Source organism: Hyphomicrobiales bacterium (assembly GCA_002869065.1).
Taxonomy (GTDB): Bacteria; Pseudomonadota; Alphaproteobacteria; order Rhizobiales; family Rhodobiaceae; genus Rhodobium.
Map to the genome: position 1 here is coordinate 108,846 of PKTR01000005.1, position 20,092 is coordinate 128,937.

Here is a 20,092-nt window from a genome sequence, read left to right on the forward strand (position 1 = left end):
TGCGCCAACGCCCTACCTGCCGCAACTCGCGTCCTCCACCATCCACGAAACCAGTTCCTCGAAACTCATGCCGACATAAGCCGCCATTTCCGGAACCAGCGATGTCGCCGTCATCCCCGGCTGGGTATTAACTTCCAGGCAAATCAGTTCACCGGTTCCGTCCGGGCGGTCGTCGTAGCGGAAATCCGCCCTTGAAACGCCGCGGCAGCCGAGCGCTTGATGTGCTGTTAGGGTTAGTTTCTGTATACTTTGGTAAATATTCGGTGAAATTTCCGCCGGCAGAACGTGTTTTGATCCACCGGGACGGTACTTCGAATCGTAGTCGTAGAAGCCATATCCGACCGGCGTAACCTCAATGACATCAAGCGCTTTGTCGCCCATCGCGGCACAGGTCAGCTCGCGCCCGGCTATGAATTTTTCGACCATCACGATGTCGTTGTAGGGCCAATCCTCACGATAAAGCTCCTGCGGCGGATGGCTGGCGCCCTCCTGCACGATCAGCACGCCGCAGCTTGACCCTTCGTTGACCGGCTTGACCACATAGGGCGGCTGAATCGGATGCGCTTTCGCCGCCTCGAGGCGATGCATCACGCGATCCTCGGCGACCGGGATCCCCGCGCCCTTCATCACGTCCTTGGCGCGCGCCTTGTCCATGGCAAGCGCCGAGGCGAGCACGCCCGAATGGGTGTAGGGGATAGCCAGCACCTCGAGGATGCCCTGAATGCAACCATCCTCCCCGAACGGGCCGTGCAGCGCGTTGAACACCACATCGGGCTTCAGCTCGCTGAGCGTCGCGGCAATGTTGCGGTCGACATCGACGCGGGTGACGCGATAGCCGGCGCGTTCCAGCGCGCCGCTGCAGGCGCCACCGCTCGACAGGCTGACCTCGCGCTCCGACGACCAGCCGCCCAACAGCACCGCCACATGTTTCTTGCCGGCCATGGTTCTCTCTCCCCTCATTACCGTCCAAGGAACGGTTCGATCGCGACGCCGGGCGCAAAGTTGCCGAGCCGCTTGATTTCCCATTCGAGCCGCACCCCCGAAGTTTCGAGAACGCGCGCGCGCACCGTCTCGCCGAGCAGTTCGAGGTCGGCGCCGGTCGCGCTTCCCGTGTTGATGAGAAAATTGCAGTGCATCGGCGACACCTGCGCGCCGCCGATGGTCAGCCCCCGGCAACCCGCGGCATCGACCAGCTTCCACGCCGACTGTCCCGGCGGGTTCTTGAAGGTGGAGCCGCCGGTGCGCTCGCGGATTGGTTGATTCTCGGCGCGGTAGCGCTCGACCTCGTCCATCTCGGCCTGCAAGGTGGCCGGGTCGCCCGGCACGCCCTGGAACACCGCTTCGGTGAAAATCAGGTCGGGCGCGGCATCCGAATGACGATAGCTGTAGCCCATGTCCGCATTGGTCAGCACGTGGCGCTCGCCCTTGCGGTCGACAGCGCGGATCTCGACGACGCCGTCCTTCGTCTCGCCGCCATGGGCACCCGCATTCATGCGCAGTGCACCACCGATGCCGCCCGGAATGCCGCGGAAGAAGGCGAACCCGCCGATGCCTGCCTCCGCCGCGATCTTGGCGAACTGCGCATCACGCACCGCACCGCCGACGCGGACCCGGTTGCTGTCCTCGACCGTCGTCTTGCCGAACCCGCGCGGGCTGAGGCGGATGACGACGCCGGGAATACCGCCATCGCGCACCAAGAGATTGGAGCCGAGCCCGATCACCATCACCGGAATGTCGGCCGGCAGCGCGGCGAGGAAGGCCGAGAGATCGTCTTCGTCCGCCGGCGTGAACAGCATCTGCGCCGGCCCGCCGACCCGGAACCAGGTGATGTCGGCGAGCGGAAAGTTCGCCTCCATCCGGCCGCGAATGCCCGCCAGCCGATCGCCCAGAACCACTTTCAGGTCGGCAAAGCTCATGCGCCTTCTCCACCAAGTGCGGCGAGCTTGTCCGGCAGCGCGTAGGCCCATTGCGTGATCGAGCCGGCGCCGAGGCAAACGACCACGTCGCCCGGTTCGGCCCGCTCGGCGATCACACCGGCCAGTGCATCGGCGCTTTCGAGCGGCAGAACGTTGCGGTGACCGCGCGCGCGGATGCCGGCAACCAGCGCATCCTTGTCGACACCCTCGATCGGCTGTTCGCCGGCCGCGTAGACATCGGCGATGATCACCGTGTCGGCATCGTTGAAGCAGGCGCAGAAGCCGTCGAACAGGCTCTCCAGCCGGGTGTAGCGATGCGGCTGCATCACCGCGATCACCTTGCGCTGTGCCGCGCTGCGCGCCGCCGCCAGCACCGCCGTGATCTCGACCGGGTGGTGGCCGTAGTCGTCGAAGATATCGATGCCGTTCCAGGCACCGGTATGGGTGAAGCGCCGCTTGACGCCGCCGAACGCCGCGAGCCCCTTGCGGATCGCATCGCCGGAAAGGCCGAGCTGATCGGCAACCGCAATCGCTGCCGTCGCATTCGACACGTTGTGCTGACCCGGCATCGGCAGAACGAGGCCGGGGATCTCTCGCGTCTCACCCGAGCGGCGGTCGTTGATGACGACGGAGAAGCGCGAATTGCCGCCCTCGAAGCGCAAATCGGTGAAGCGCACATCGGCCTGCGGGTTGGTGCCGTAGGTGACAATGCGCCGGTCCTCGATACGGCCGACCAGCTCTTGCACCACCGGATGATCGAGGCACATCGCGGCAAAGCCGTAGAACGGCACGTTCTCGACGAACTGGCGGAAGGCTTCGCGCACGGCGTCGAAATTGCCGTAATGGTCGAGATGCTCCGGATCGATATTGGTGACGATGGCGATATCGGCCGGCAGCTTGACGAAGGTGCCGTCGGATTCGTCGGCTTCCACCACCATCCAGTCGCCATCGCCCATGCGCGCATTGGTGCCGTAGGCGTTGATGATGCCGCCATTGATGACGGTCGGATCGAGACCACCAGCGTCGAGCAGCGCCGCCACCATCGAGGTGGTCGTCGTCTTGCCGTGCGTGCCGCCAACCGCGATCGCCTGCTTGAAGCGCATCAGTTCGGCGAGCATCTCCGCGCGCCGCACCACCGGCAACAGCCGCTCGCGCGCCGCGACAAGTTCCGGGTTATCCTTCTTGATCGCCGAGGAGACGACGACCACGGCTGCGTCGCCGAGATTCTCCGCCGCATGGCCCACATGCACCTCGATGCCCTTGGCGCGCAGGCGCTGCACATTGGCGCTCTCGGCAATGTCTGAGCCCTGCACCCGATAGCCGAGGCTGACCAGCACTTCGGCAATGCCGCTCATGCCGATGCAGCCGATACCGACGAAATGAACCGGGCCGATGTCGCCGGGCATTTTCATGACTGTTCTCCAAAAACTACGCTTTGAGCCCGCCCGCCGGCGGCAACATGTTCGACAAGATCGGCAAGCCGGCGCACCGCATCCGGACGGCCGGTGCTTTTCGCCGCCGCCGCGACCGCGGCAAGCCCCTCCGGATCGGCCATCCGCTCGGCAATCGCGCTCGCGAGCCGTTCGGCGTCGAGGTCCTTTTGATCGATCACCTCGGCCCCGCCAGCGCCCTGCAGCACCGCCGCATTGGTCGCCTGATCGGCATCGAGCGCATGTGGGAACGGAATGAGGATCGACGGGCGGCCGATGACCGAAAGCTCGGTCACCGTCGAGGCGCCCGAGCGGCAGATGACGAGATGGGAACCGGCGATGCGCGCCGGCAGATCGGTGAAGAACGGCGCCAGCTCGACCTCGAGCCCGAGCGCATCGTACTGGCTCTTCACCGCATCGAGGTCTTCCGGCCGGCACTGCTGCACCAGCTTCAGCCGCGCGCGCGCCGCCTCGGGCAGCTTCGCGATTGCGTCCGGCAGGATCTCGGAAAAGAACCGCGCGCCCTGACTACCGCCGAAAACGAGCAGCTTGAACGGACCATCCGCCGCCGGCATGTCGTAAGGCATGGCGGCCACGTCAAGCACCGCCGGCCGCACCGGATTGCCTGTGTGCACGAGCTTGGCGGCAAAAGCCTCCGAATGCCGGCTTTCGGGAAAGCTCGCCGCAACCGCCGTTGCAACCCGGCCAAGCAGCCGGTTGGCCCGGCCAACGACGGCGTTTTGCTCGTGCAGCACGCTCGGCACCCGCCGCAGCATCGCCGCCATCAGCGGCGGCAATGTCGGATAGCCGCCGAAACCGACCACCGCGGCCGGCTTCAGATGCGAGATGATGCCGTTCGCCTGAATGACGCCGCGCACAAGCGCAAAGGCGGTCCGGGCCAGCGCCAACGGCGAGCGGCCGCGAATGGTGGCCGACGCCACGATGTGGATTTTGCGCGCGGGAAACGCCTGACCGTAGCGGTCGGCCCGCTCGTCGGTCGCCAGCTCGACCACATGGCCGCGACGCCCGAGCTCTTCGGCCAGCGCCTGTGCCGGGAACAGGTGTCCCCCGGTTCCGCCTGCCGCAAGCAAGATCGCCGCCATGCCGTCTCCTTGTTTCGGTTCAGCCGGCGCGATGGCCAGCGAAATGCGAGAATTCGATGCCGCTGCCGGCAAGCGTCGGTTCCGGTCGCCGCCGGGTCAGCGCGAGCAGGAAGCCCATCGCCAGCGCCAGCGCGAGCAGCGACGAGCCGCCATAGGAAATGAACGGCAGCGTCATGCCCTTGGCCGGCATCAGATTGACGTTCACCGCCATGTTGATGATCGACTGCACGCCGAACAGCACGACGAGGCCCGCGGTTGCCAGCCGCTCGAAATCGCCCTCCTGACGCAGCGTGTGCGAGAAGCCGCGCATGACGACGAAGGCGAACATGATGACCAGCAGGATGCAGACGACGATGCCGAATTCTTCCGCCGCCACCGCGAAGGTGAAGTCGGTGTGCGAGTCCGGCAGGATCCACTTGATGGTGCCCTCGCCCGGCCCCCTGCCGAGCCAGCCGCCGCGCAGGAAGGAATCCCGCGCCATATCGACCTGATAGGTGTCGCCCGAGCCCGGATCGATGAACCGGTCGATGCGGTTGGCGACATGCGGGAAGGTGAAATAGGCCGCGACCGCGCCGACAATCGCGGCCGCCGACAGCGCGCCGATCCACACCCACGAAAGCCCGGCCATGAAGAACATGGCGCACCAGACGATGACGATCAGCATCGTCTGGCCGAGATCGGGCTGGGCGACCAGCACCGCGCCGACCATGGCCAGCACCAGAATGGCGAACAGATTTCCCGGCACATCGGGCCGGCGGGCGTTTTCGGCAAACAGAAACGCGCAGATAATGACGAAGGCCGGCTTGACGAATTCCGACGGCTGCACGGTGAAGCCGAACAGGTCGAGCCAGCGCCGCGAGCCCTTCACCTCGGCACCGACGAACAGCGTCAGCACCAGCATCAGCATGGCGCCGGCAAACAGCACCAGAGCGGCCCGGCGCACCTGGCGCGGCGACAACAGCGAGGTACCGAACAGGATCGCAAGCGCGGGGATCAGGAAGATCGCCTGGCGTTTGACGAAGTGGTAGCTGTCGAGGTTGAGCCGCTCGGCAACCGGCGGGCTCGCCGCGAACGACAGCACCACGCCGCCGATCATCAGAGCGATGATCCCGACCAGCAGGAACCGGTCGACGGTCCACCACCACTGGGCAAAAAGGCTTCGATCCGCGCGACTGACCATCAGGCCGCCCCTCCATCGGTTTCGATGCCGGGCAGCGCCCGAACCAGATCGCGGAACGCGTCGCCGCGCGCCTCGAAGCTGGAATACTGATCCCACGACGTGCAGGCCGGCGACAGGAGCACGACCTCGCCGGCTTCGGCTTCGTCTGCGGCGCGGGCCACCGCGACATCCATCGTGCCGCAAATCTCATGCGGCACCCCGTCGAGCGTGGTGGCGAACGCGTCCGCCGCCTCGCCGATCAGATAAGCCTTGGCGACACGGCCAAAATGCGGCGCGAGCGCGGTGATCCCGCCTTCCTTCGGGCGGCCCCCGGCGATCCAGCGGATGCGCTCGTAAGACGTCAGCGCCTTTTCCGCCGCATCCGTGTTGGTGCCCTTGGAATCATTGACGAAGAGAACGCCACCGCGCGTACCGACCCGCTCCATGCGGTGCGCGAGCCCGCCGAACGAGGCGATGCCCGCAGCGATGTCCTCGACGCTCAGCCCGAGCGCCCGGCAGGCGGCGAAGGCAGCCGCCGCATTCTGCCAGTTATGGCGGCCGGGTAGCGCCGGCGCGGTCTTGAGAGCAAAGACATCGGCCTCACCGCCGGCGACCCGCTCGACCAGCCTGCCGTCGCGCACGAAGACCGCGTCGCGGTTGCCACCGAGTTCTTCGGTTGCCGATATCTCGACGACGGGCGCGGAATTCTCCGCCCCGAAGCGCACCAGATTGGCGAGGAACCGGCCTTCGTCCTCGTCGACGCCAATCACCGCCGTCATCGGTGGCAGCGGATCGAACAGACGACGCTTGGCGGCGAAATAGCCGCCCGGCCCGCCATGGCGGTCGTAGTGATCGGGAGAAAGGTTGAGGAAGACCGCGACATCCGGCGAAAGGATCCGCGCGAGGTCGGTCTGGTAGGACGACAGTTCGAGCACGTAGATCGCATCGCGCGCCTGCGGCGGATCGAGATCGAGCACCCCACGGCCGATATTGCCACCGACCTGCACCGGCTTGCCGGCTTCGGCCAGGATATGTCCGATCAGCGCGGTGGTCGTCGATTTGCCGTTCGAGCCGGTGATGCAAACGACCTTCGGGCCCACATCAGCAAGAGAGGCATCGGCAAGCGAAGGATCGAAGCTGTCGTACACGTCCGGCGCGCCGTCGGTCTCGGCAAGAGCGTCGGCCGCCGCCTGCCGCCAGACTTCGACCATCTCGAAGAACAGGCCAACGTCGTTGTCGACCGGAACGCCGGCGGCCCAGGCTTGGCGCACGACCGGGTTCGGCGTTGGATAGAGATGCGGAATGCCGGGGCTCAGCACCAATCGCTGCACGCCTGCCCAGCTTGCCGGCTCATGCAGATTGGCGATTTCGAACCCTTCGGCAGCGGCCTTTTCCCGCGCCGCCTCGTTGTCGTCCCAGCACACGGGAACGGCGCCTGCGACGGCAAGCGCACGCGCGGCAACGAGCCCGGATCGTCCGAGCCCGAGGATGGCCACTCGCTTGTCTTCGAAACCGCCGACAGGGATCAATTTGTTACCTCAGCTTCAGGGTCGACAGGCCGATCAGCGCCAGGACGACAGCGATGATCCAGAAGCGGATCACCACCTGGCTTTCGGTCCAGCCGAGATGTTCGAAATGATGATGGATGGGCGCCATCTTGAAGATGCGCTTGCCGGTGAGCTTGAACGACGCCACCTGCATGATCACCGAGACGGCTTCGAGCACGAACAACCCGCCGATGATGGCGAGCACGATCTCGTGCTTGGTGGCCACCGCGACCGCGCCCAGCATGCCGCCAAGCGCCAGCGACCCCGTGTCGCCCATGAAGATCGCCGCCGGCGGCGCGTTGAACCACAAAAAGCCGAGCCCGGCGCCGATCACCGCGCCGCAGACCACCGCGATCTCGCCGGTGCCCGGCACCAGATGGATCTGCAGATAGTCGGCGAAGACCGCGTTGCCCGACAGATAGGCGATCAACCCGAAGCTCGCCGCGGCGATCATCACCGGCACGATGGCGAGCCCGTCGAGGCCATCGGTCAGGTTCACCGCATTGCCCGCGCCGACCATGACGAAGGCCGCGAACGGTACGAAGAACCAGCCGAGATTGAGCACGAAATCCTTCACGAAAGGAAAGGCAAGCGAGGTCGAGAACGGCTCGGCCCCGGCACCGGCAACGCCAATCGCCGCGGTAACCGCAATCGCGCCCTCGATGCCGAGCCGCGCCTTGCCGCCGAAGCCCTTGTGCGACGAGCGCGAGACCTTGAGAAAATCGTCGTAGAAGCCGACCGCGCCGAAGCCGATCGTCACCATCAGCACGATCCAGACATAGATGTTGCTGAGGTTGGCCCAGATAAGCGTCGCGACGATCATACCGGCGAGGATCATCAGCCCGCCCATGGTCGGCGTTCCGGCCTTGGTCAGGATGTGGCTCTGCGGCCCGTCGGCGCGGATCGGCTGCCCCTTGCCCTGGCGGACGCGCAGGGCCGCGATAATGCGCGGCCCGAACAGGAACACGAATAACAGCGCGGTCACCACAGCTCCGCCGGTGCGGAACGTGATGTAGCGGAACACGTTCAGAACCGAAAGCTGGTCGGCGAATTCGCCAAGGAAATACAGCATGCCTCGTCTTACCCCTCGGGTCCGGCCTCGGACGGATCGGAACCGTAACGCGCCAGCAACGCGTCAACCAACGGCCCCATCCGGCTCCCCAACGAACCCTTGATCATCACCACGTCTCCCGGCGCCAATGCACCGGCGAGAATCGCTTCCAGTCGCCCCGACGTCTCCGAATACGCTCCGCGGCGGCTGCGCGGCAAGGTTTTCCATAAGGTTTCCATCAGCGGACCGGCGCAGAAAACCTGGTCGATCCCGGCCGCCGCGATCGGTTCGGCGAGCCCCTTGTGAAACTGTTCCGCCCCCTCGCCGAGCTCCAGCATGTCGCCGAGCACGGCGATCCGCTTGCCCCATTCGCCGACCGGTGTCTGATGCAGCAGCTCGATGGCAGCACGCATCGAGGTCGGATTGGCGTTGTAGCTCTCGTCGATCAGCGTAGCCTCGCCATCGCGCAGCGTCAGCGTATGGCGCCGGCCGCGCCCCTTCGGCGCCTGCAGATTGGCGAGCGCGACGGCAGCCTTCGCGAGATCGGCATCGACCAGCTGCACGCTCGCCAGCACCGCGAGGCTGTTCTGCACCAGATGCCGCCCCGGCACGCCGATCTTGTAGGTCACCGGCACGCCGAAAACCGTCGCCGAAACGCATGAGCACCCGCCGTGCAGCACCACCTTCTCCAGATGAACCTCGGCGCCGTCGTCCTCGCCGAAGCCGACGATGCGGGTGATGCCGTTCTCGACCGCCAGGTGATGCAGGAACACAAAGTGCGGGTTGTCGCGGTTGAGCACCGCCGCCCCGCCCGGCACCAGTCCGGTGAAAATCTCCGCCTTGGCGCGCGCGATTTCTTCGACCGACTCGAACTGCGCCAGGTGCACCGGCTCGACCGTCGTGATCACCACCACATGCGGGTGCACCATCGCCACAAGCGGCGTGATTTCGCCCGGATGGTTCATGCCGATCTCGAACACCGCGAAGTCGCAATCCGCCGGCATGCGCGCGAGCGTCAGCGGCACGCCCCAGTGATTGTTGAACGAGGCGACGGAGGCATGCACCTTGCCGGACGGTTCGAGCGTGGTGCGCAACATCTCCTTGGTGCCGGTCTTGCCGACGCTGCCGGTGACGGCGATGACCTTTGCACCGCTGCGCTCGCGCGATGCGACACCGAGCCGTTGGAGCGCCTTCAACGGATCGTCAACGGCAATCACCAGTTTGCCGCCGACAATGTTGCCAAGCCCGGCCAGTCGGTCCGCGGCAACGACGGCAACGCCGGCACCGTTCTCGAACGCCTTGGCGACAAAGTCATGCCCGTCGAAACGGTCGCCCTTGATGGCAAAGAAGGCTTCGCCCGGCGCGATCGTGCGGCTGTCGATGGAAATGCCCGTGACGGGTTGTCCGCCACCGCCATGCACCTCGCCGGCACAGGCGGCGGCGAAAGCCTCGAAATTCCACAATGGGGTCATCGGCCACCTCCCGAAGCCGACCGCGCAAGCGCAGCCCGAACTTCCTCGTGATCGGAAAAGGGAAGGACCTGATCGCCGACGATCTGGCCGGTTTCGTGACCCTTGCCGGCAACGACCAGAACATCGCCCGCTTGAAGCATCGCGACCGCTTCGGCGATCGCCTGATGCCGGTCGCCGATCTCTTTGGCGCCGGGGGCTGCTGCCATGATCGCAGCCCGGATCCTCGCCGGATCCTCGGAGCGCGGATTGTCATCGGTGACGATCACCACATCGGCATCGCGCGCGGCGATCTCGCCCATGATCGCCCGCTTGCCGGGATCGCGGTCGCCGCCGGCACCGAACACGACGACGAGCCGGCCGGCCACATGAGGTCGCAGCGCGGCAAGCACATTGGCGAGCGCGTCGGGTTTGTGCGCATAGTCAACGAAGCATGGCGCGCCGTTTTCGGTACGGCCGACCAGATCGAGCCGGCCCGGCGCACCTTGAAGATGTTCGAGCGCGGCGAGCGAGACCGCGACCGGCGTGCCGGTGACGATGGCAAGTCCGGCGGAAATCAGCGCGTTTGAAACCTGGAACCGGCCTATCAGCGGCAGCAAGACCGTGTAGGTTTCGCCGCCCGCTTCGATGGTCAGGCGCTGTCCCGCGGACTCCTCGGCAAGGTCGGTCAGGCGCAGACCCATACCCGCGCGCCCGATCGTGAACAGCGGCAAGCCGCGTTCGCCGGCCACCGCGGCAACCCGATCCGCATAGGGTTCGTCGGCATCGACAACAACCGTACCGTCGTCGGGCAGGAGCGTCGTGAACAGCCGCAGCTTGGCGGCGAAATAGTCTTCCAGATCGGCGTGGTAATCGAGGTGATCGCGGCCGAGATTGGTGAACGCCGCTGCCTTCAGCCGCACACCGTCTAGGCGCCGCTGATCGATGCCGTGGCTTGAGGCTTCCATGGCGAGATGGGTGATGCCCTCGCCTGCGAGCTCGGCAAGCGTTTCGTGCAGACCGACCGTATCCGGCGTCGTCAGGCTGCCGTATTGTGTGCCCTCGGCGGTCGTCACGCCGAGCGTGCCAAGACTTGCCGCATCGTACCCGGCCTGCTGCCAGATCTGCCGGGTGAAGGTCGCGACCGAGGTCTTGCCGGCGGTTCCGGTAACGGCAACGGTCGCGCCCGGCTGGGCGGCATAAAACCGCGCCGCCATCAGCGCCAGTTGCCGGCGCGGATCCTCAGTACGCAGCACCGGCACGGCGAGATCATCGGGCAAGCCGGCATCCTCAGCGGCCAGGACCGCAACGGCGCCCGCCTCGATGGCAGCGGCGACAAAGCGCGCGCCATCGACCTTTGCCCCGGCCAGCGCGGCAAACAGAAAACCGGGTTCGATCCGCCGGCTGTCGGCGGAAAGCCCGGTGATGGTGATGTCTGCCGTGACCGGATCAAGCGTCAGGTCGCGGGCAAGGTCTCCCAGATGCATGGATGGCGCTGATTTCTGGTTGTGCGATTTGGCATTTCCGATTTCCCTCTCATGCTGCGACCCATCAGTAGGAAACCAGGTGCATGTTGGCACCGCCCTCGAAGCGCGGGGCGACCCCGAGCATCGGCGCGATACGGCGAACGACATTTGCGACCGTCGGCGCGGCGTTCCACCCTGCGGTGACGCCGCCGCCGTCCTTGGCCTTCTTCGGCTCGTCGATGACGACCAGCACCACGTAGCGCGGATCATCCATCGGGAACGCCGACAGGAATGAATTGAAGCGTTTGGTCGAGGAATAGCGGCCGTCGACGACCTTCTCGGCGGTGCCCGTCTTGCCGCCCACCAGATAGCCTTCGACCTCGGCCTGGCGGCCCGAACCCTTTTCCGCATTGAGCCGGAACAGGTAGCGCATCGCGTTGCTGGTTTTCGGCTCGATGACCCGTTTGGCGAGCGCATCGGCCTCATCCCGGCTGCGCACGAGGAACGTCGGCGGAATAAGCTTGCCGCCATTGACGAGCGCGGCGGCAGCAACCGCCGTCTGCATCGGCGACACCGAAATACCATGACCGAACGCCACCGTCATCGAGGTCACCTCGCTCCAGCGCGACGGCACCAGCGGCTTTGCCACCTCCGGCAGATCGGTTTCGAGCCGCGAGGTCAGGCCGAGCCGGGTAAGGAATTCCTTCTGTCCCTCGCGGCCGATCTGCAACGCCATCTTGGCGCTGCCGATATTCGACGAGTAGATTAACACTTCCGGCACGGTCAGCACGCGGTGCTTGCCGTGGAAATCGCTGATCGTGCGCCCGCCGACCCGGATCGGCCGCGTCGCGTCATAGGTGCTTTCCAGCGTCACCTGTCCGGAATCGAGCGCCATCGCGGTGTTGAAGGTCTTGAACACCGAGCCCATTTCGAACACGCCCGCCGTCGCCCGGTTCATGCGGTCCTTCTCGAGAGCCTGCACGGGATCGTTCGGGTCATAGTCGGGCAGCGACGACATGGCGATCACTTCGCCGGTGTGCACGTCGAGCACGATGCCGATACCGGCAATCGCCTGGAAACGCTCCATCGCCCGTGAGATCTCGTCGCGCACCGCATGCTGGACGCGCAGATCGACCGCTAGCTTGACCGGCTCGAGCGTGGTTTCCTTCTTGGCGAAGCCGAACTGGTGCAGTTCGGCGAGGCCTTGCCCGTCGACATGCTTTTCGATGCCGGCAATGCCCTCATTGTCGACGTTGACGTGGCCGACGATATGGCTGACCGCCGGGCCGCCCGGATAGAAACGGCGGTTCTCGGTCAAAAACCCGATGCCGGGAATGCCGAGCCGGTGGATGGCGTGTTTCTGTGCCGGCGTGATCTCGCGCTTCAGCCAGACGAAACCGGCATTGCTGGCGAGCCGCTTGCGGGTAGTGCGATCGCCCAGTTCGGGCAGAACGCTCGACAAGAGTTCGATCGCCTCATCGACATCGAGGATCTTGCGCGGTTCGGCGAACAGCGAGTCGGTGCGGATATCGGTCGCCAGGATCTTGCCGTTGCGGTCGACCAGATCGGGCCGCGCCGCCGCCACCATGTCTTCCGCCGTCAGTCGCGCCCGCCCCGGCCCGTCATCGGTCAGCCCGAGCGAAACGAGCCGCCCGGCGATCACCAGATAGGCGAGCGCGAACATCACCATGGCAAGCGTCACCCGCCGCCGCATATCGGGGCCTTCGCTGCGCACGTGGCGCGACCAGCCGCCATGGGCGTCGTGCGAAGAGGACATAATCGGGGGCGTATCGACCATTGCGCTCCCCTACCTGATCGCCGAAGTGCCGGAGCCGGCAACGCCGCCGAGCGGCGGCGCACCATCCAAGGGCGCCACCTCGACCGGACGAGCCGGCAGATCGTCGATGCCGATCACCTGGGTCGGCTCCATCGGCTGCAGTTCGAACTGTTCCTGATAGCGCTCGACCAGGCTCTGCAGGCGGGCCGGCTGCGTCAGCACGCTCCACTCGGCGCGCAGATCCTGGATCGCGTTCTTTTCCTCGTCGATCTTCTCGCGCAGATCGGCAACGTCCTGCGACACCAGTTCAGCGTCGTATTTGCGGTCGTAGACAAGCGCCGCCGCCGCGATCATGGCGATGAGGAAGAACAGGTTGAGCGCCCGCATCATGACGACATCCTCCCGCCTGCGAACTCGGGCAGGAGCGGCAGTCCGAGTGCCTTGAAATCGATCGGGCCTGAGCTGCCAGCCGGCGCATCGGTACGCTCCGCTGCGCGCAGCCTCGCAGACCGGGCGCGCGGGTTGACGGCAAGTTCCGCCGCGCCGGGCTCGACCGGCTTGCGCGATAGCAGGTGGAAAGTCTGCGGCGGCCCTTCCTCGATCACCGGCATGTGGCGCGAGCCCGCCGGGCGCGGCTGGCCGGTCAGCGCCAGAAACCGCTTCACGATGCGATCTTCCAGACTGTGGAAGGTGACGACCGCAAGCCGCCCGCCCTCGGCAAGCACGGCTTCGGCGGCGATCAGCGCGTCGGCGAGCTGCTGAAGCTCGCGATTGACGTAGATGCGCAGCGCCTGGAACGTCCGCGTTGCGGGATGGATCGCAGAACCGCGACGCCCGCCGACAGCGGTATCGATCAGATCGGCGAGTTCCGCGGTGCGCAGGATCGGCGCCTTGTCGCGCCGCGCCACGATCGCCCGCACGATCGGCTTGACCTTCTTCTCCTCGCCGAGCGTGCCGATCAGGCGCACCAGATCGCCCGGCGCCATATGGTTGACCACGTCGGCCGCGCTCGGATCCTCACAAGCGTCATCGCCGGCGCTTTCCATGCGCATGTCGAGTGGCCCGTCGAAACGGAACGAAAAGCCCCGCTCGGCCTCGTCGATCTGCATCGAGGAAACGCCGATATCGAGCACCACGCCGTCGACCGTTTCGCGGCCGAGCTCGCGGGCATGGTCATCGAGATCGCCGAACCGCCCTTCGACCAGCGTGAGGCGGCCAGCGCTTTCGGCCTCGAGCGCGCGTCCCGCGGCAATCGCACCCGGATCGCGGTCAATCGCGATCACGTTCGCGCCCGTATTGAGCAGCGCCTTGGTATAGCCACCTGCGCCGAAGGTGCCGTCGACGATGGTCTTGCCCGCTGCAGGCTCAAGCGCGGCGAGCACCTCGTCCAGCAGCACCGGGATGTGGCGATCGCCGGACGGCGCCGCGCTTTGTGCGTTCGCCATCATGAAGGCTCTCCCGTCGCCGACCCAGAAACCGGTCCAGCAACCGGTCCAGAAACCGGCGTTCCCTTGCGCAAGACGAGCGCCCGGCGCCGCGCCTCCTCGCGGTGTTCCGCGAACCGTTCGGGATGCCAGATCTGAAACTTGTAGCCCTGGCCGACAAAGGTCACCTGATCGGTGAGGCCGGCGAAATCCTTCAGCGCCTCGGACAGCATCACCCGGCCGTCCTGATCGATGCGCAACGCCTCGCTCATGCCGTAGAACGCCGTCGACAGATAGTCGTGATCCTCGGTGAAGGGTTCGAAACGGGCGAGCCGCGCGCCGATCACCGCCAGCAGCTCGTTGCCGCCGGCATCGATCGCGTTCATGTCGAGGGAGGGATAGCAGTGCAGCCCTTCGTAGCCGTCGCGCGCCAGGACCGCACGGAAGGGTGCCGGCACGGAGACGCGGCCCTTGCTGTCGATCTTGTTGGTTATTGTTCCGACGAAGCCGGTCATGACGCCACATGTTCCCGTTTTCCCCGCCATCGCGCCGCTGCCGAAACACAGCAATGCCGTGGCGAAAGGCCCGTCCGCGCGGCTCGGAAACCCGGAAAACCGTATGACGCACCGCCGCTACACGTCCCTTGCTGGAACAACGCCCATCGGCTCGATATGGGATAATCTGGGATACCATGGAGTCTTCATGGGCGTCAACGGAATCACCGGTCCGTGGCGACACGGATGACCCGGCCCTTTCATTAACCCCTTGTATGCTTAACAAGTGGTTACTTTTCGCCGTAGCCCTTCTTGGAAAAGGGCTTTTCCGCCTCATTCCGAAACACTGGAGCAGATGCCGTAACGTCACATGAAATACAGGCGTGAGTAGTGGGAAAAATGAAATTATCCACTTGCGGCGGCAACAAGGACCTCAGGGCAAATTTGCTTGCGAAAAACGGAAAATTCTTTCCCGCAGAAAAGAACGGATTCCGGAATTATTCGGAGGAACGCCACGTTCGACGCATTGATTCGCAGATTGACGTTACGGAAGGGTGATAAAGTGCCAGTCGGCCTGTAAGCCGGGTTCTGTAAGGCGGGCGCGAAGCCCGCGTGACGACCATTCATCTGGGACGCCCGTTACCGGACGCCTCGTGCAACCAACCCGGACGACTGGCCTGGAAACGGGCCTGAACGGCTTGCGCCATCCGCGTCGTCCCTATTCGGTCTTGCTCCCGGTGGGGTTTACCATGCCGCCCCCGTTGCCGGCGGCGCGGTGGGCTCTTACCCCACCCTTTCACCCTTACCGGCTGGCTGACGCCGCCGGCGGTTTGCTTTCTGTGGCCCTTTCCCTAGGGTCACCCCCGCCGGGCGTTACCCGGCACCGTGTCTCCGTGGAGCCCGGACTTTCCTCCCCGGCGGGTTTTCACCGCTTGCCGGAGCGGCCGTCCGGCCAACTGGCCTTCCCGATAAAGGGGGCTTTGCCGCCGCCGTCAAGAGACTGCCGGGACTTTTGCCATCGAAGGTGTTGCGGCAATCTCTTCGGCGATCACCTGCACCCCCGCCACGATCTCCTCGTCGTCGGGCATGGCGAAGCCGAGCACGAGGCCGCTGCGCCGTTCCTCGCCGATGTGAAAGGCGCTCAGCGCCCCGCAATCGATGCCGCGCGCGATCAGCCGCCGGGCGATCGCGACATCATCCACCGCCGGATCGCGGAACCGCACGGCAAGCTGCATGCCGCCATCGGGCACCGGCTCCGCCGTCAGTTGCGGACAGTGACACTCGATGGCGGCGACCAGCAGATCACGCCGACCCCGATAGATCGCCCCGACGCGGCGCATATGCGCCCGCAAATGCCCCTCGGAAAGGAAGGTCGCAAGCGCGCTTTGCACGGCAAACGCCGGCACCTTGCCGGTGTTGCGCTGCGCCTTGCGGAACGGCTCGACGAGTTCGTCGGGCAGGATCAGGAACGCGGTGCGGATCGCCGGCATCATGGTCTTGGAGAAGGTGCCGAGATAGATCACCCGCCCGCCGCCATCGAGGCCGGCGAGCGCCGGGATCGGCCGGCCGCGATAGTGGAACTCGCTGTCGTAATCGTCCTCGATCACATAGGCGCCGGCCTGCGACGCCGCCTCGAGCAATGCCAGCCGGCGCTCCAGGCTCATCGTCATGCCGAGCGGGTATTGGTGCGACGGCGTCACGTAAATGAGTCGCGGGTTCGCCCCCGCGAGCACATCCACCACGATCCCCTCACCGTCGACGGGCACCGGTGTCACCTTCGCCCCGACGCCACGCAGCGAAATCAGCGCGCCGGTATAGACCGGGTTCTCGACGGCGGATTCGTCGCCTTCATCGAGCAGCATGCGGGCGGTGAGATCGAGCGCGGCCTGCGCCGAGGAAAGCACCAGCACACGCCCTGGGTCGGCCTTGACGCCACGTGTTTCGGCAAGGTGATCAACGATCGCCTGTTTCAGAGCCGGCAAGCCGTCATAGGCATCGTAGCCGCTCTGGCCGCGATCGGGCCGCCGCGCGCCGGCTCTCAGCAACCGCCCCCACAGATCGTTCGGGAACAGCCGTACATCCGGCACGCCCGGACTGAACGCCGGCCCGGTGCCGCTCTCGCGGCGCATAAAGGTGGACAGGGCCACCCCCTGACGCGACAGCCGCGCTGCGCGCGGACCCGGGTTGTCGTCCCTGCCGACCTTCTCCGCAGGTATCGTCGGCAGCGCTTGTGCCGTTTCGGCAACGAAGGTGCCCGCCCCAACCCGCGCATCGACGAAGCCTTCCAGCGTCAGCTGATCGAGCGCCGCCGTCACCGTCGTCCGCGACAGGCCGAGCGTCGCCGAAAGCTGCCGGCTCGATGGCAGGCGGACCCCGGCCGGAATGCGTCCGTCGAGAATGGCGCTACGCATCTGGCGATAGATCTGGCGCGACAGCGGATCGCCGCTCTCGCCGTCGACACGGATCAGACCGGAAACCGGGAATGTCATGGCAGCCCTCGCGGCACGGATAATTGGCATCATGATTATTCAAAGAATGGCTCTTTATGAAGGGCCAATTTTGGATTTCTCATGAGGCCACCGCAGTTCGCGACGGCCAATGCCCGCCGCCGACAGGGGAGTGACCCGAAATGACGCCAGACTTCGCCTTTCCGCTCGCCACCGCCATGACCGCGCCGAACGAGCCGGGCCGCGCGTCCGCGCTCCTCTTCGCCCATGGCACCATGACGTTGCGCTACTACGCGCCGCGCGGCCACGACGCGCAGACACCGCACGACCAGGACGAAATCTATGTCGTCGCCTCCGGCTCCGGCACCTTCGAATGCGACGGCGTCAGAAAGCCGTTCGTGGCGGGCGACGCGCTGTTCGTTGCCGCTGGCATCGACCACCGCTTTCTCGATTTCACCGAGGATTTCGGCACCTGGGTGATCTTCTATGGTGCCACCGGCGGCGAAGCCTCAGCAGAGGAAAGAAGCGAGCCGTGAGCCAGCACACCCAGACCGTCGGCCGCGGCATCGCCCTTGCCTTCGTCTGCCTGTTCATCCTCGGCGTCATGCCGGTGATTTCGAACGGGCGACCGGAAGGCTTCGACGCGCTCGGCTTCGCCTTCTTCCTGTCGCTGTGGCAACTCGCCTGCGCGCTGCCGGTCGTCGCGCTCGAACGCGCTGCCGGGCGCAGCGGCCTGTTCGCGGCAAGCCTCTCGGCAGAAGAAAAACGCCGCACCATCCTCGTCGTCATCGGCACCGGCGCGATCTTCGGCCTGTCGACCTACATCTACGTGCTGGCGGTGGAAAAAGCCGGCACGGTCAGTGCCGCGCTCGCCATCCAGGCCTATCCGCTGTTCGCCATGCTGTGGGAGAGCCTGTTCCTGAAGCGCGGCAAGAGCCCGGCCGAACTCGGCTTCACACTGCTCTTGATCGCCGCCCTCTCCTATCTCGCAACGGGCGGAAGCTGGAAGATCGACGGGCTTTCCGTCTGGTTCCTGCTGGCGCTCGCGATTCCCTTCCTGTGGAGCGTCGCCCATGTCATCATCAAGGAGGAACTTGGCCGCACCCCGATCACGCCGGCCGAGGTGACCTTCCTGCGCGTGCTCGTCTCCAGCATTTTTCTCGGCGCCGTCGCGCTTTCCGGCAACGGCATCGGCACAACGCTGGAACAGGCCATGAATGGCGGTTTCCAGACCTTCGCGATTGCCATGGGCGTGGTCTATTTCGTCGAGCTGCTGGTGTGGTTCTATGCGGTCAGAAGCATCGATGTGTCGCTGGCCAGTTCGATCACCATTCCCGCCCCCGTGGTCACCATGGCATTGGCCATCCTGTTCCTCGGCGAAGCGATCGAAACCTATGAACTCGTCGGCATGGGTCTCGTGTTCGTCAGCCTCTACGGCCTCCTCTATGCCGGCCACCGCCGCCGCAAATCCGTTCTCGCCTGAGGAAAGGAACTCGCCATGCTGATCCTGCGTCCCAACTGCGAATGCTGCGACCGCGACCTGTCGCCCGCCGACCCGGATGCGTTCATCTGCACCTTCGAGTGCACCTTCTGCGCCGACTGTGCCGAAGGCCTCGACCACACCTGCCCCAACTGTACCGGCAACCTGGTCGTCCGCCCGATCCGGCCACCGGCAAAGCTTGAAAAGTATCCCGCTTCGACCGAGCGGATCTACAACCCCGCCCACAAGGCCAAACTGAAGAAGCCCCAGGAGTAACTCCCATGTCCGCCGCCTATTCCGCGACGAAAATGAACAAGGTCCGCGTCGGCAACCGCGCCGATTACGATCATGAGGCCGTGCACGCAATCCTCGATGCCGGCATGGTCGGCCATGTTGGTTTCATCGACAACGGCCGCCCGATCGTCATCCCGATGCTCTATGCCCGCGACGGCGAGACCCTCTACCTGCACGGCGCCAAGGCGGCCCGCCTCATCAAGATGCTCGCCGGCGGCGCGCCGGTCTGCGTCGAGGTCACCCATGTCGATGGTATCGTCGTCGCCCGATCGGCCATGCATTCCTCGATGAACTACCGCTCGGTGGTCGTGCACGGCACCGCGCGCGCGATCGAAATCGGCAGTGACGAACACACCCGCGCGCTCGAACTGATCACCGAGCAGGTGATCCCGGGTCGCTGGGCCGAAGTTCGCCCGATGCTCGACAAGGAGGTGAAGGCGACCGGCGTCATCGCGGTTTCGATCGACGAAGCCGCCGCCAAGGCCCGCGACGGTGAACCGGTCGATGAGGAGGCGGATTATGCCGATCCGGTCTGGGGCGGCGTCGTTCCGGTCAAGACCGTCTACGGTCCGGCCGAAGGCGACTCACGCCTGCTGCCGGGGGTCGACGTGCCGGCGTCGGTTTCGGCCCTGACGAAAAACGGCTGACGGCAGAGCCTGAAAAAGAAAAGGCCGCAGACGATCCCGTCTGCGGCTTCATCCTGCGGCACGCTTGTGCCCCACGCGCTAGCGCCAGTCGAAGGAAAGCGGGGCCTCGCGAAACGCGAAGCGGTCGAGATGGCTCTCGACGACGCCTTTCAACGCTTCGAGCTGGCCCGGCGCGCTTGCCTCGATACGGCATTCGAGTACGTCTTCGCGGGCGACCATGGTGAAGACGGCGTCGCCCGGCCAGTCGGCGCCGCGCGCATCGCGCGGAAACGTCACCGTCCCCTTTTCGGGCGTAAACTCCACCGCCAGATTGTGGCTCCAGTGCTTGCAGAGCTGCTGGAGGTAACGGCTGCCGTTCTCTGTGGGAACGCGCGCTTCGCCAATTACACTCATGGAGGCTCCTTTCATC

Annotated in this window: 19 protein-coding genes and 1 other RNA gene; 4 read left to right on the top strand and 16 right to left on the bottom strand. The window is 65.6% G+C overall.

From position 1 onward, the window contains the following. Positions 1-12 precede the first annotated feature (12 nt). From C0606_14505 to C0606_14575, 15 genes are all read right to left on the bottom strand, one after another. Positions 13-942: a D-alanine--D-alanine ligase gene (locus C0606_14505; GenBank protein ID PLX36489.1), complete on the bottom strand. Its 930-nt coding sequence runs from the start codon at positions 940-942 to the stop codon at positions 13-15. A gap of 17 nt (positions 943-959) precedes the next feature. Beyond that, a complete protein-coding gene (locus C0606_14510; GenBank protein PLX36490.1) occupies positions 960-1,916 on the bottom strand; it encodes a UDP-N-acetylenolpyruvoylglucosamine reductase in 957 nt (318 codons plus the stop codon). Next, positions 1,913-3,328: a UDP-N-acetylmuramate--L-alanine ligase gene (locus C0606_14515; GenBank protein PLX36491.1), complete on the bottom strand. Its 1,416-nt coding sequence runs from the start codon at positions 3,326-3,328 to the stop codon at positions 1,913-1,915. The genes C0606_14510 and C0606_14515 overlap by 4 nt, the downstream gene beginning before the upstream one ends. Then, positions 3,325-4,449 (bottom strand): undecaprenyldiphospho-muramoylpentapeptide beta-N-acetylglucosaminyltransferase, encoded by a 1,125-nt coding sequence (gene murG / locus C0606_14520; protein PLX36492.1) that lies wholly within the window; start codon positions 4,447-4,449, stop codon positions 3,325-3,327. The genes C0606_14515 and murG overlap by 4 nt, the downstream gene beginning before the upstream one ends. A 19-nt stretch (positions 4,450-4,468) precedes the next feature. After that, positions 4,469-5,629: a putative lipid II flippase FtsW gene (gene ftsW, locus C0606_14525; protein ID PLX36493.1), complete on the bottom strand. Its 1,161-nt coding sequence runs from the start codon at positions 5,627-5,629 to the stop codon at positions 4,469-4,471. Then, positions 5,629-7,137 carry a UDP-N-acetylmuramoyl-L-alanine--D-glutamate ligase gene (locus C0606_14530; protein PLX36494.1) on the bottom strand — a complete coding sequence of 503 codons (1,509 nt, stop codon included), beginning with the start codon at positions 7,135-7,137 and terminating at the stop codon, positions 5,629-5,631. Before C0606_14530 ends, ftsW begins: the two co-directional genes overlap by 1 nt. 4 nt (positions 7,138-7,141) lie before the next feature. Beyond that, positions 7,142-8,227 (bottom strand): phospho-N-acetylmuramoyl-pentapeptide-transferase, encoded by a 1,086-nt coding sequence (locus C0606_14535; GenBank protein PLX36495.1) that lies wholly within the window; start codon positions 8,225-8,227, stop codon positions 7,142-7,144. Positions 8,228-8,235: 8 nt separating this feature from the next. Further along, complete coding sequence (locus C0606_14540; protein PLX36496.1) at positions 8,236-9,678, bottom strand: UDP-N-acetylmuramoylalanyl-D-glutamyl-2, 6-diaminopimelate--D-alanyl-D-alanine ligase; 1,443 nt, start codon at positions 9,676-9,678, stop codon at positions 8,236-8,238. After that, a complete protein-coding gene (locus C0606_14545) occupies positions 9,675-11,141 on the bottom strand; it encodes a UDP-N-acetylmuramoyl-L-alanyl-D-glutamate--2,6-diaminopimelate ligase (GenBank protein PLX36497.1) in 1,467 nt (488 codons plus the stop codon). Before C0606_14545 ends, C0606_14540 begins: the two co-directional genes overlap by 4 nt. A gap of 64 nt (positions 11,142-11,205) precedes the next feature. Next, a complete protein-coding gene (locus tag C0606_14550; GenBank protein PLX36498.1) occupies positions 11,206-12,918 on the bottom strand; it encodes a cell division protein in 1,713 nt (570 codons plus the stop codon). 9 nt (positions 12,919-12,927) lie between these two features. Next, the gene (locus C0606_14555; protein ID PLX36499.1) at positions 12,928-13,287 is read right to left on the bottom strand and encodes a hypothetical protein; all 360 of its coding nucleotides are present in this window, start codon (positions 13,285-13,287) and stop codon (positions 12,928-12,930) included. Beyond that, positions 13,284-14,345: a 16S rRNA (cytosine(1402)-N(4))-methyltransferase gene (locus tag C0606_14560; protein ID PLX36500.1), complete on the bottom strand. Its 1,062-nt coding sequence runs from the start codon at positions 14,343-14,345 to the stop codon at positions 13,284-13,286. Before C0606_14560 ends, C0606_14555 begins: the two co-directional genes overlap by 4 nt. Beyond that, the gene (locus tag C0606_14565) at positions 14,342-14,836 is read right to left on the bottom strand and encodes a transcriptional regulator MraZ (GenBank protein ID PLX36501.1); all 495 of its coding nucleotides are present in this window, start codon (positions 14,834-14,836) and stop codon (positions 14,342-14,344) included. Before C0606_14565 ends, C0606_14560 begins: the two co-directional genes overlap by 4 nt. 540 nt (positions 14,837-15,376) lie before the next feature. Then, an RNA gene (gene rnpB / locus C0606_14570) (RNase P RNA component class A) lies at positions 15,377-15,775 on the bottom strand. Positions 15,776-15,807: 32 nt separating this feature from the next. Further along, positions 15,808-17,337 carry a PLP-dependent aminotransferase family protein gene (locus C0606_14575; protein ID PLX36502.1) on the bottom strand — a complete coding sequence of 510 codons (1,530 nt, stop codon included), beginning with the start codon at positions 17,335-17,337 and terminating at the stop codon, positions 15,808-15,810. Positions 17,338-17,444: 107 nt separating this feature from the next. On the opposite strand from C0606_14575, the gene C0606_14580 reads away from it, so the two are divergent. The 4 genes from C0606_14580 to C0606_14595 are packed head-to-tail and all read left to right on the top strand — an operon-like array spanning position 17,445 to position 19,683. After that, the gene (locus C0606_14580; protein ID PLX36503.1) at positions 17,445-17,798 is read left to right on the top strand and encodes a cupin domain-containing protein; all 354 of its coding nucleotides are present in this window, start codon (positions 17,445-17,447) and stop codon (positions 17,796-17,798) included. Continuing rightward, positions 17,795-18,745 carry an EamA family transporter gene (locus C0606_14585; protein PLX36504.1) on the top strand — a complete coding sequence of 317 codons (951 nt, stop codon included), beginning with the start codon at positions 17,795-17,797 and terminating at the stop codon, positions 18,743-18,745. Before C0606_14580 ends, C0606_14585 begins: the two co-directional genes overlap by 4 nt. 15 nt (positions 18,746-18,760) lie before the next feature. Then, on the top strand, positions 18,761-19,018 hold the full coding sequence (locus C0606_14590) for a DUF1272 domain-containing protein (protein PLX36505.1): 258 nt from the start codon (positions 18,761-18,763) through the stop codon (positions 19,016-19,018). Positions 19,019-19,023: 5 nt separating this feature from the next. Beyond that, positions 19,024-19,683, top strand: a complete 660-nt coding sequence (locus tag C0606_14595; protein ID PLX36506.1) for a pyridoxamine 5'-phosphate oxidase family protein — start codon at positions 19,024-19,026, stop codon at positions 19,681-19,683. A 78-nt stretch (positions 19,684-19,761) separates the two neighbouring features. Here C0606_14595 and C0606_14600 read toward each other — a convergent pair whose 3' ends face one another. Continuing rightward, entirely contained in the window at positions 19,762-20,076 is a 315-nt protein-coding gene (locus tag C0606_14600; protein PLX36507.1) for a DUF2218 domain-containing protein, read from the bottom strand. Positions 20,077-20,092: the final 16 nt, after the last annotated feature.

Bases quoted from the DNA above. Each gene is read 5' to 3' on its own strand.
- C0606_14515 (PLX36491.1), bottom strand. From the start codon at position 3,328: ATGAAAATGCCCGGCGACATCGGCCCGGTTCATTTCGTCGGTATCGGC.
- C0606_14560 (PLX36500.1), bottom strand. From the start codon at position 14,345: ATGATGGCGAACGCACAAAGCGCGGCGCCGTCCGGCGATCGCCACATC.
- C0606_14595 (PLX36506.1), top strand. From the start codon at position 19,024: ATGTCCGCCGCCTATTCCGCGACGAAAATGAACAAGGTCCGCGTCGGC.
- ftsW (PLX36493.1), bottom strand. From the start codon at position 5,629: ATGGTCAGTCGCGCGGATCGAAGCCTTTTTGCCCAGTGGTGGTGGACC.
- C0606_14555 (PLX36499.1), bottom strand. From the start codon at position 13,287: ATGATGCGGGCGCTCAACCTGTTCTTCCTCATCGCCATGATCGCGGCG.
- C0606_14510 (PLX36490.1), bottom strand. From the start codon at position 1,916: ATGAGCTTTGCCGACCTGAAAGTGGTTCTGGGCGATCGGCTGGCGGGC.
- C0606_14590 (PLX36505.1), top strand. From the start codon at position 18,761: ATGCTGATCCTGCGTCCCAACTGCGAATGCTGCGACCGCGACCTGTCG.
- C0606_14505 (PLX36489.1), bottom strand. From the start codon at position 942: ATGGCCGGCAAGAAACATGTGGCGGTGCTGTTGGGCGGCTGGTCGTCG.
- murG (PLX36492.1), bottom strand. From the start codon at position 4,449: ATGGCGGCGATCTTGCTTGCGGCAGGCGGAACCGGGGGACACCTGTTC.
- C0606_14535 (PLX36495.1), bottom strand. From the start codon at position 8,227: ATGCTGTATTTCCTTGGCGAATTCGCCGACCAGCTTTCGGTTCTGAAC.
- C0606_14540 (PLX36496.1), bottom strand. From the start codon at position 9,678: ATGACCCCATTGTGGAATTTCGAGGCTTTCGCCGCCGCCTGTGCCGGC.
- C0606_14550 (PLX36498.1), bottom strand. From the start codon at position 12,918: ATGGTCGATACGCCCCCGATTATGTCCTCTTCGCACGACGCCCATGGC.
- C0606_14545 (PLX36497.1), bottom strand. From the start codon at position 11,141: ATGCATCTGGGAGACCTTGCCCGCGACCTGACGCTTGATCCGGTCACG.
- C0606_14600 (PLX36507.1), bottom strand. From the start codon at position 20,076: ATGAGTGTAATTGGCGAAGCGCGCGTTCCCACAGAGAACGGCAGCCGT.
- C0606_14575 (PLX36502.1), bottom strand. From the start codon at position 17,337: ATGATGCCAATTATCCGTGCCGCGAGGGCTGCCATGACATTCCCGGTT.
- C0606_14580 (PLX36503.1), top strand. From the start codon at position 17,445: ATGACGCCAGACTTCGCCTTTCCGCTCGCCACCGCCATGACCGCGCCG.
- C0606_14565 (PLX36501.1), bottom strand. From the start codon at position 14,836: ATGACCGGCTTCGTCGGAACAATAACCAACAAGATCGACAGCAAGGGC.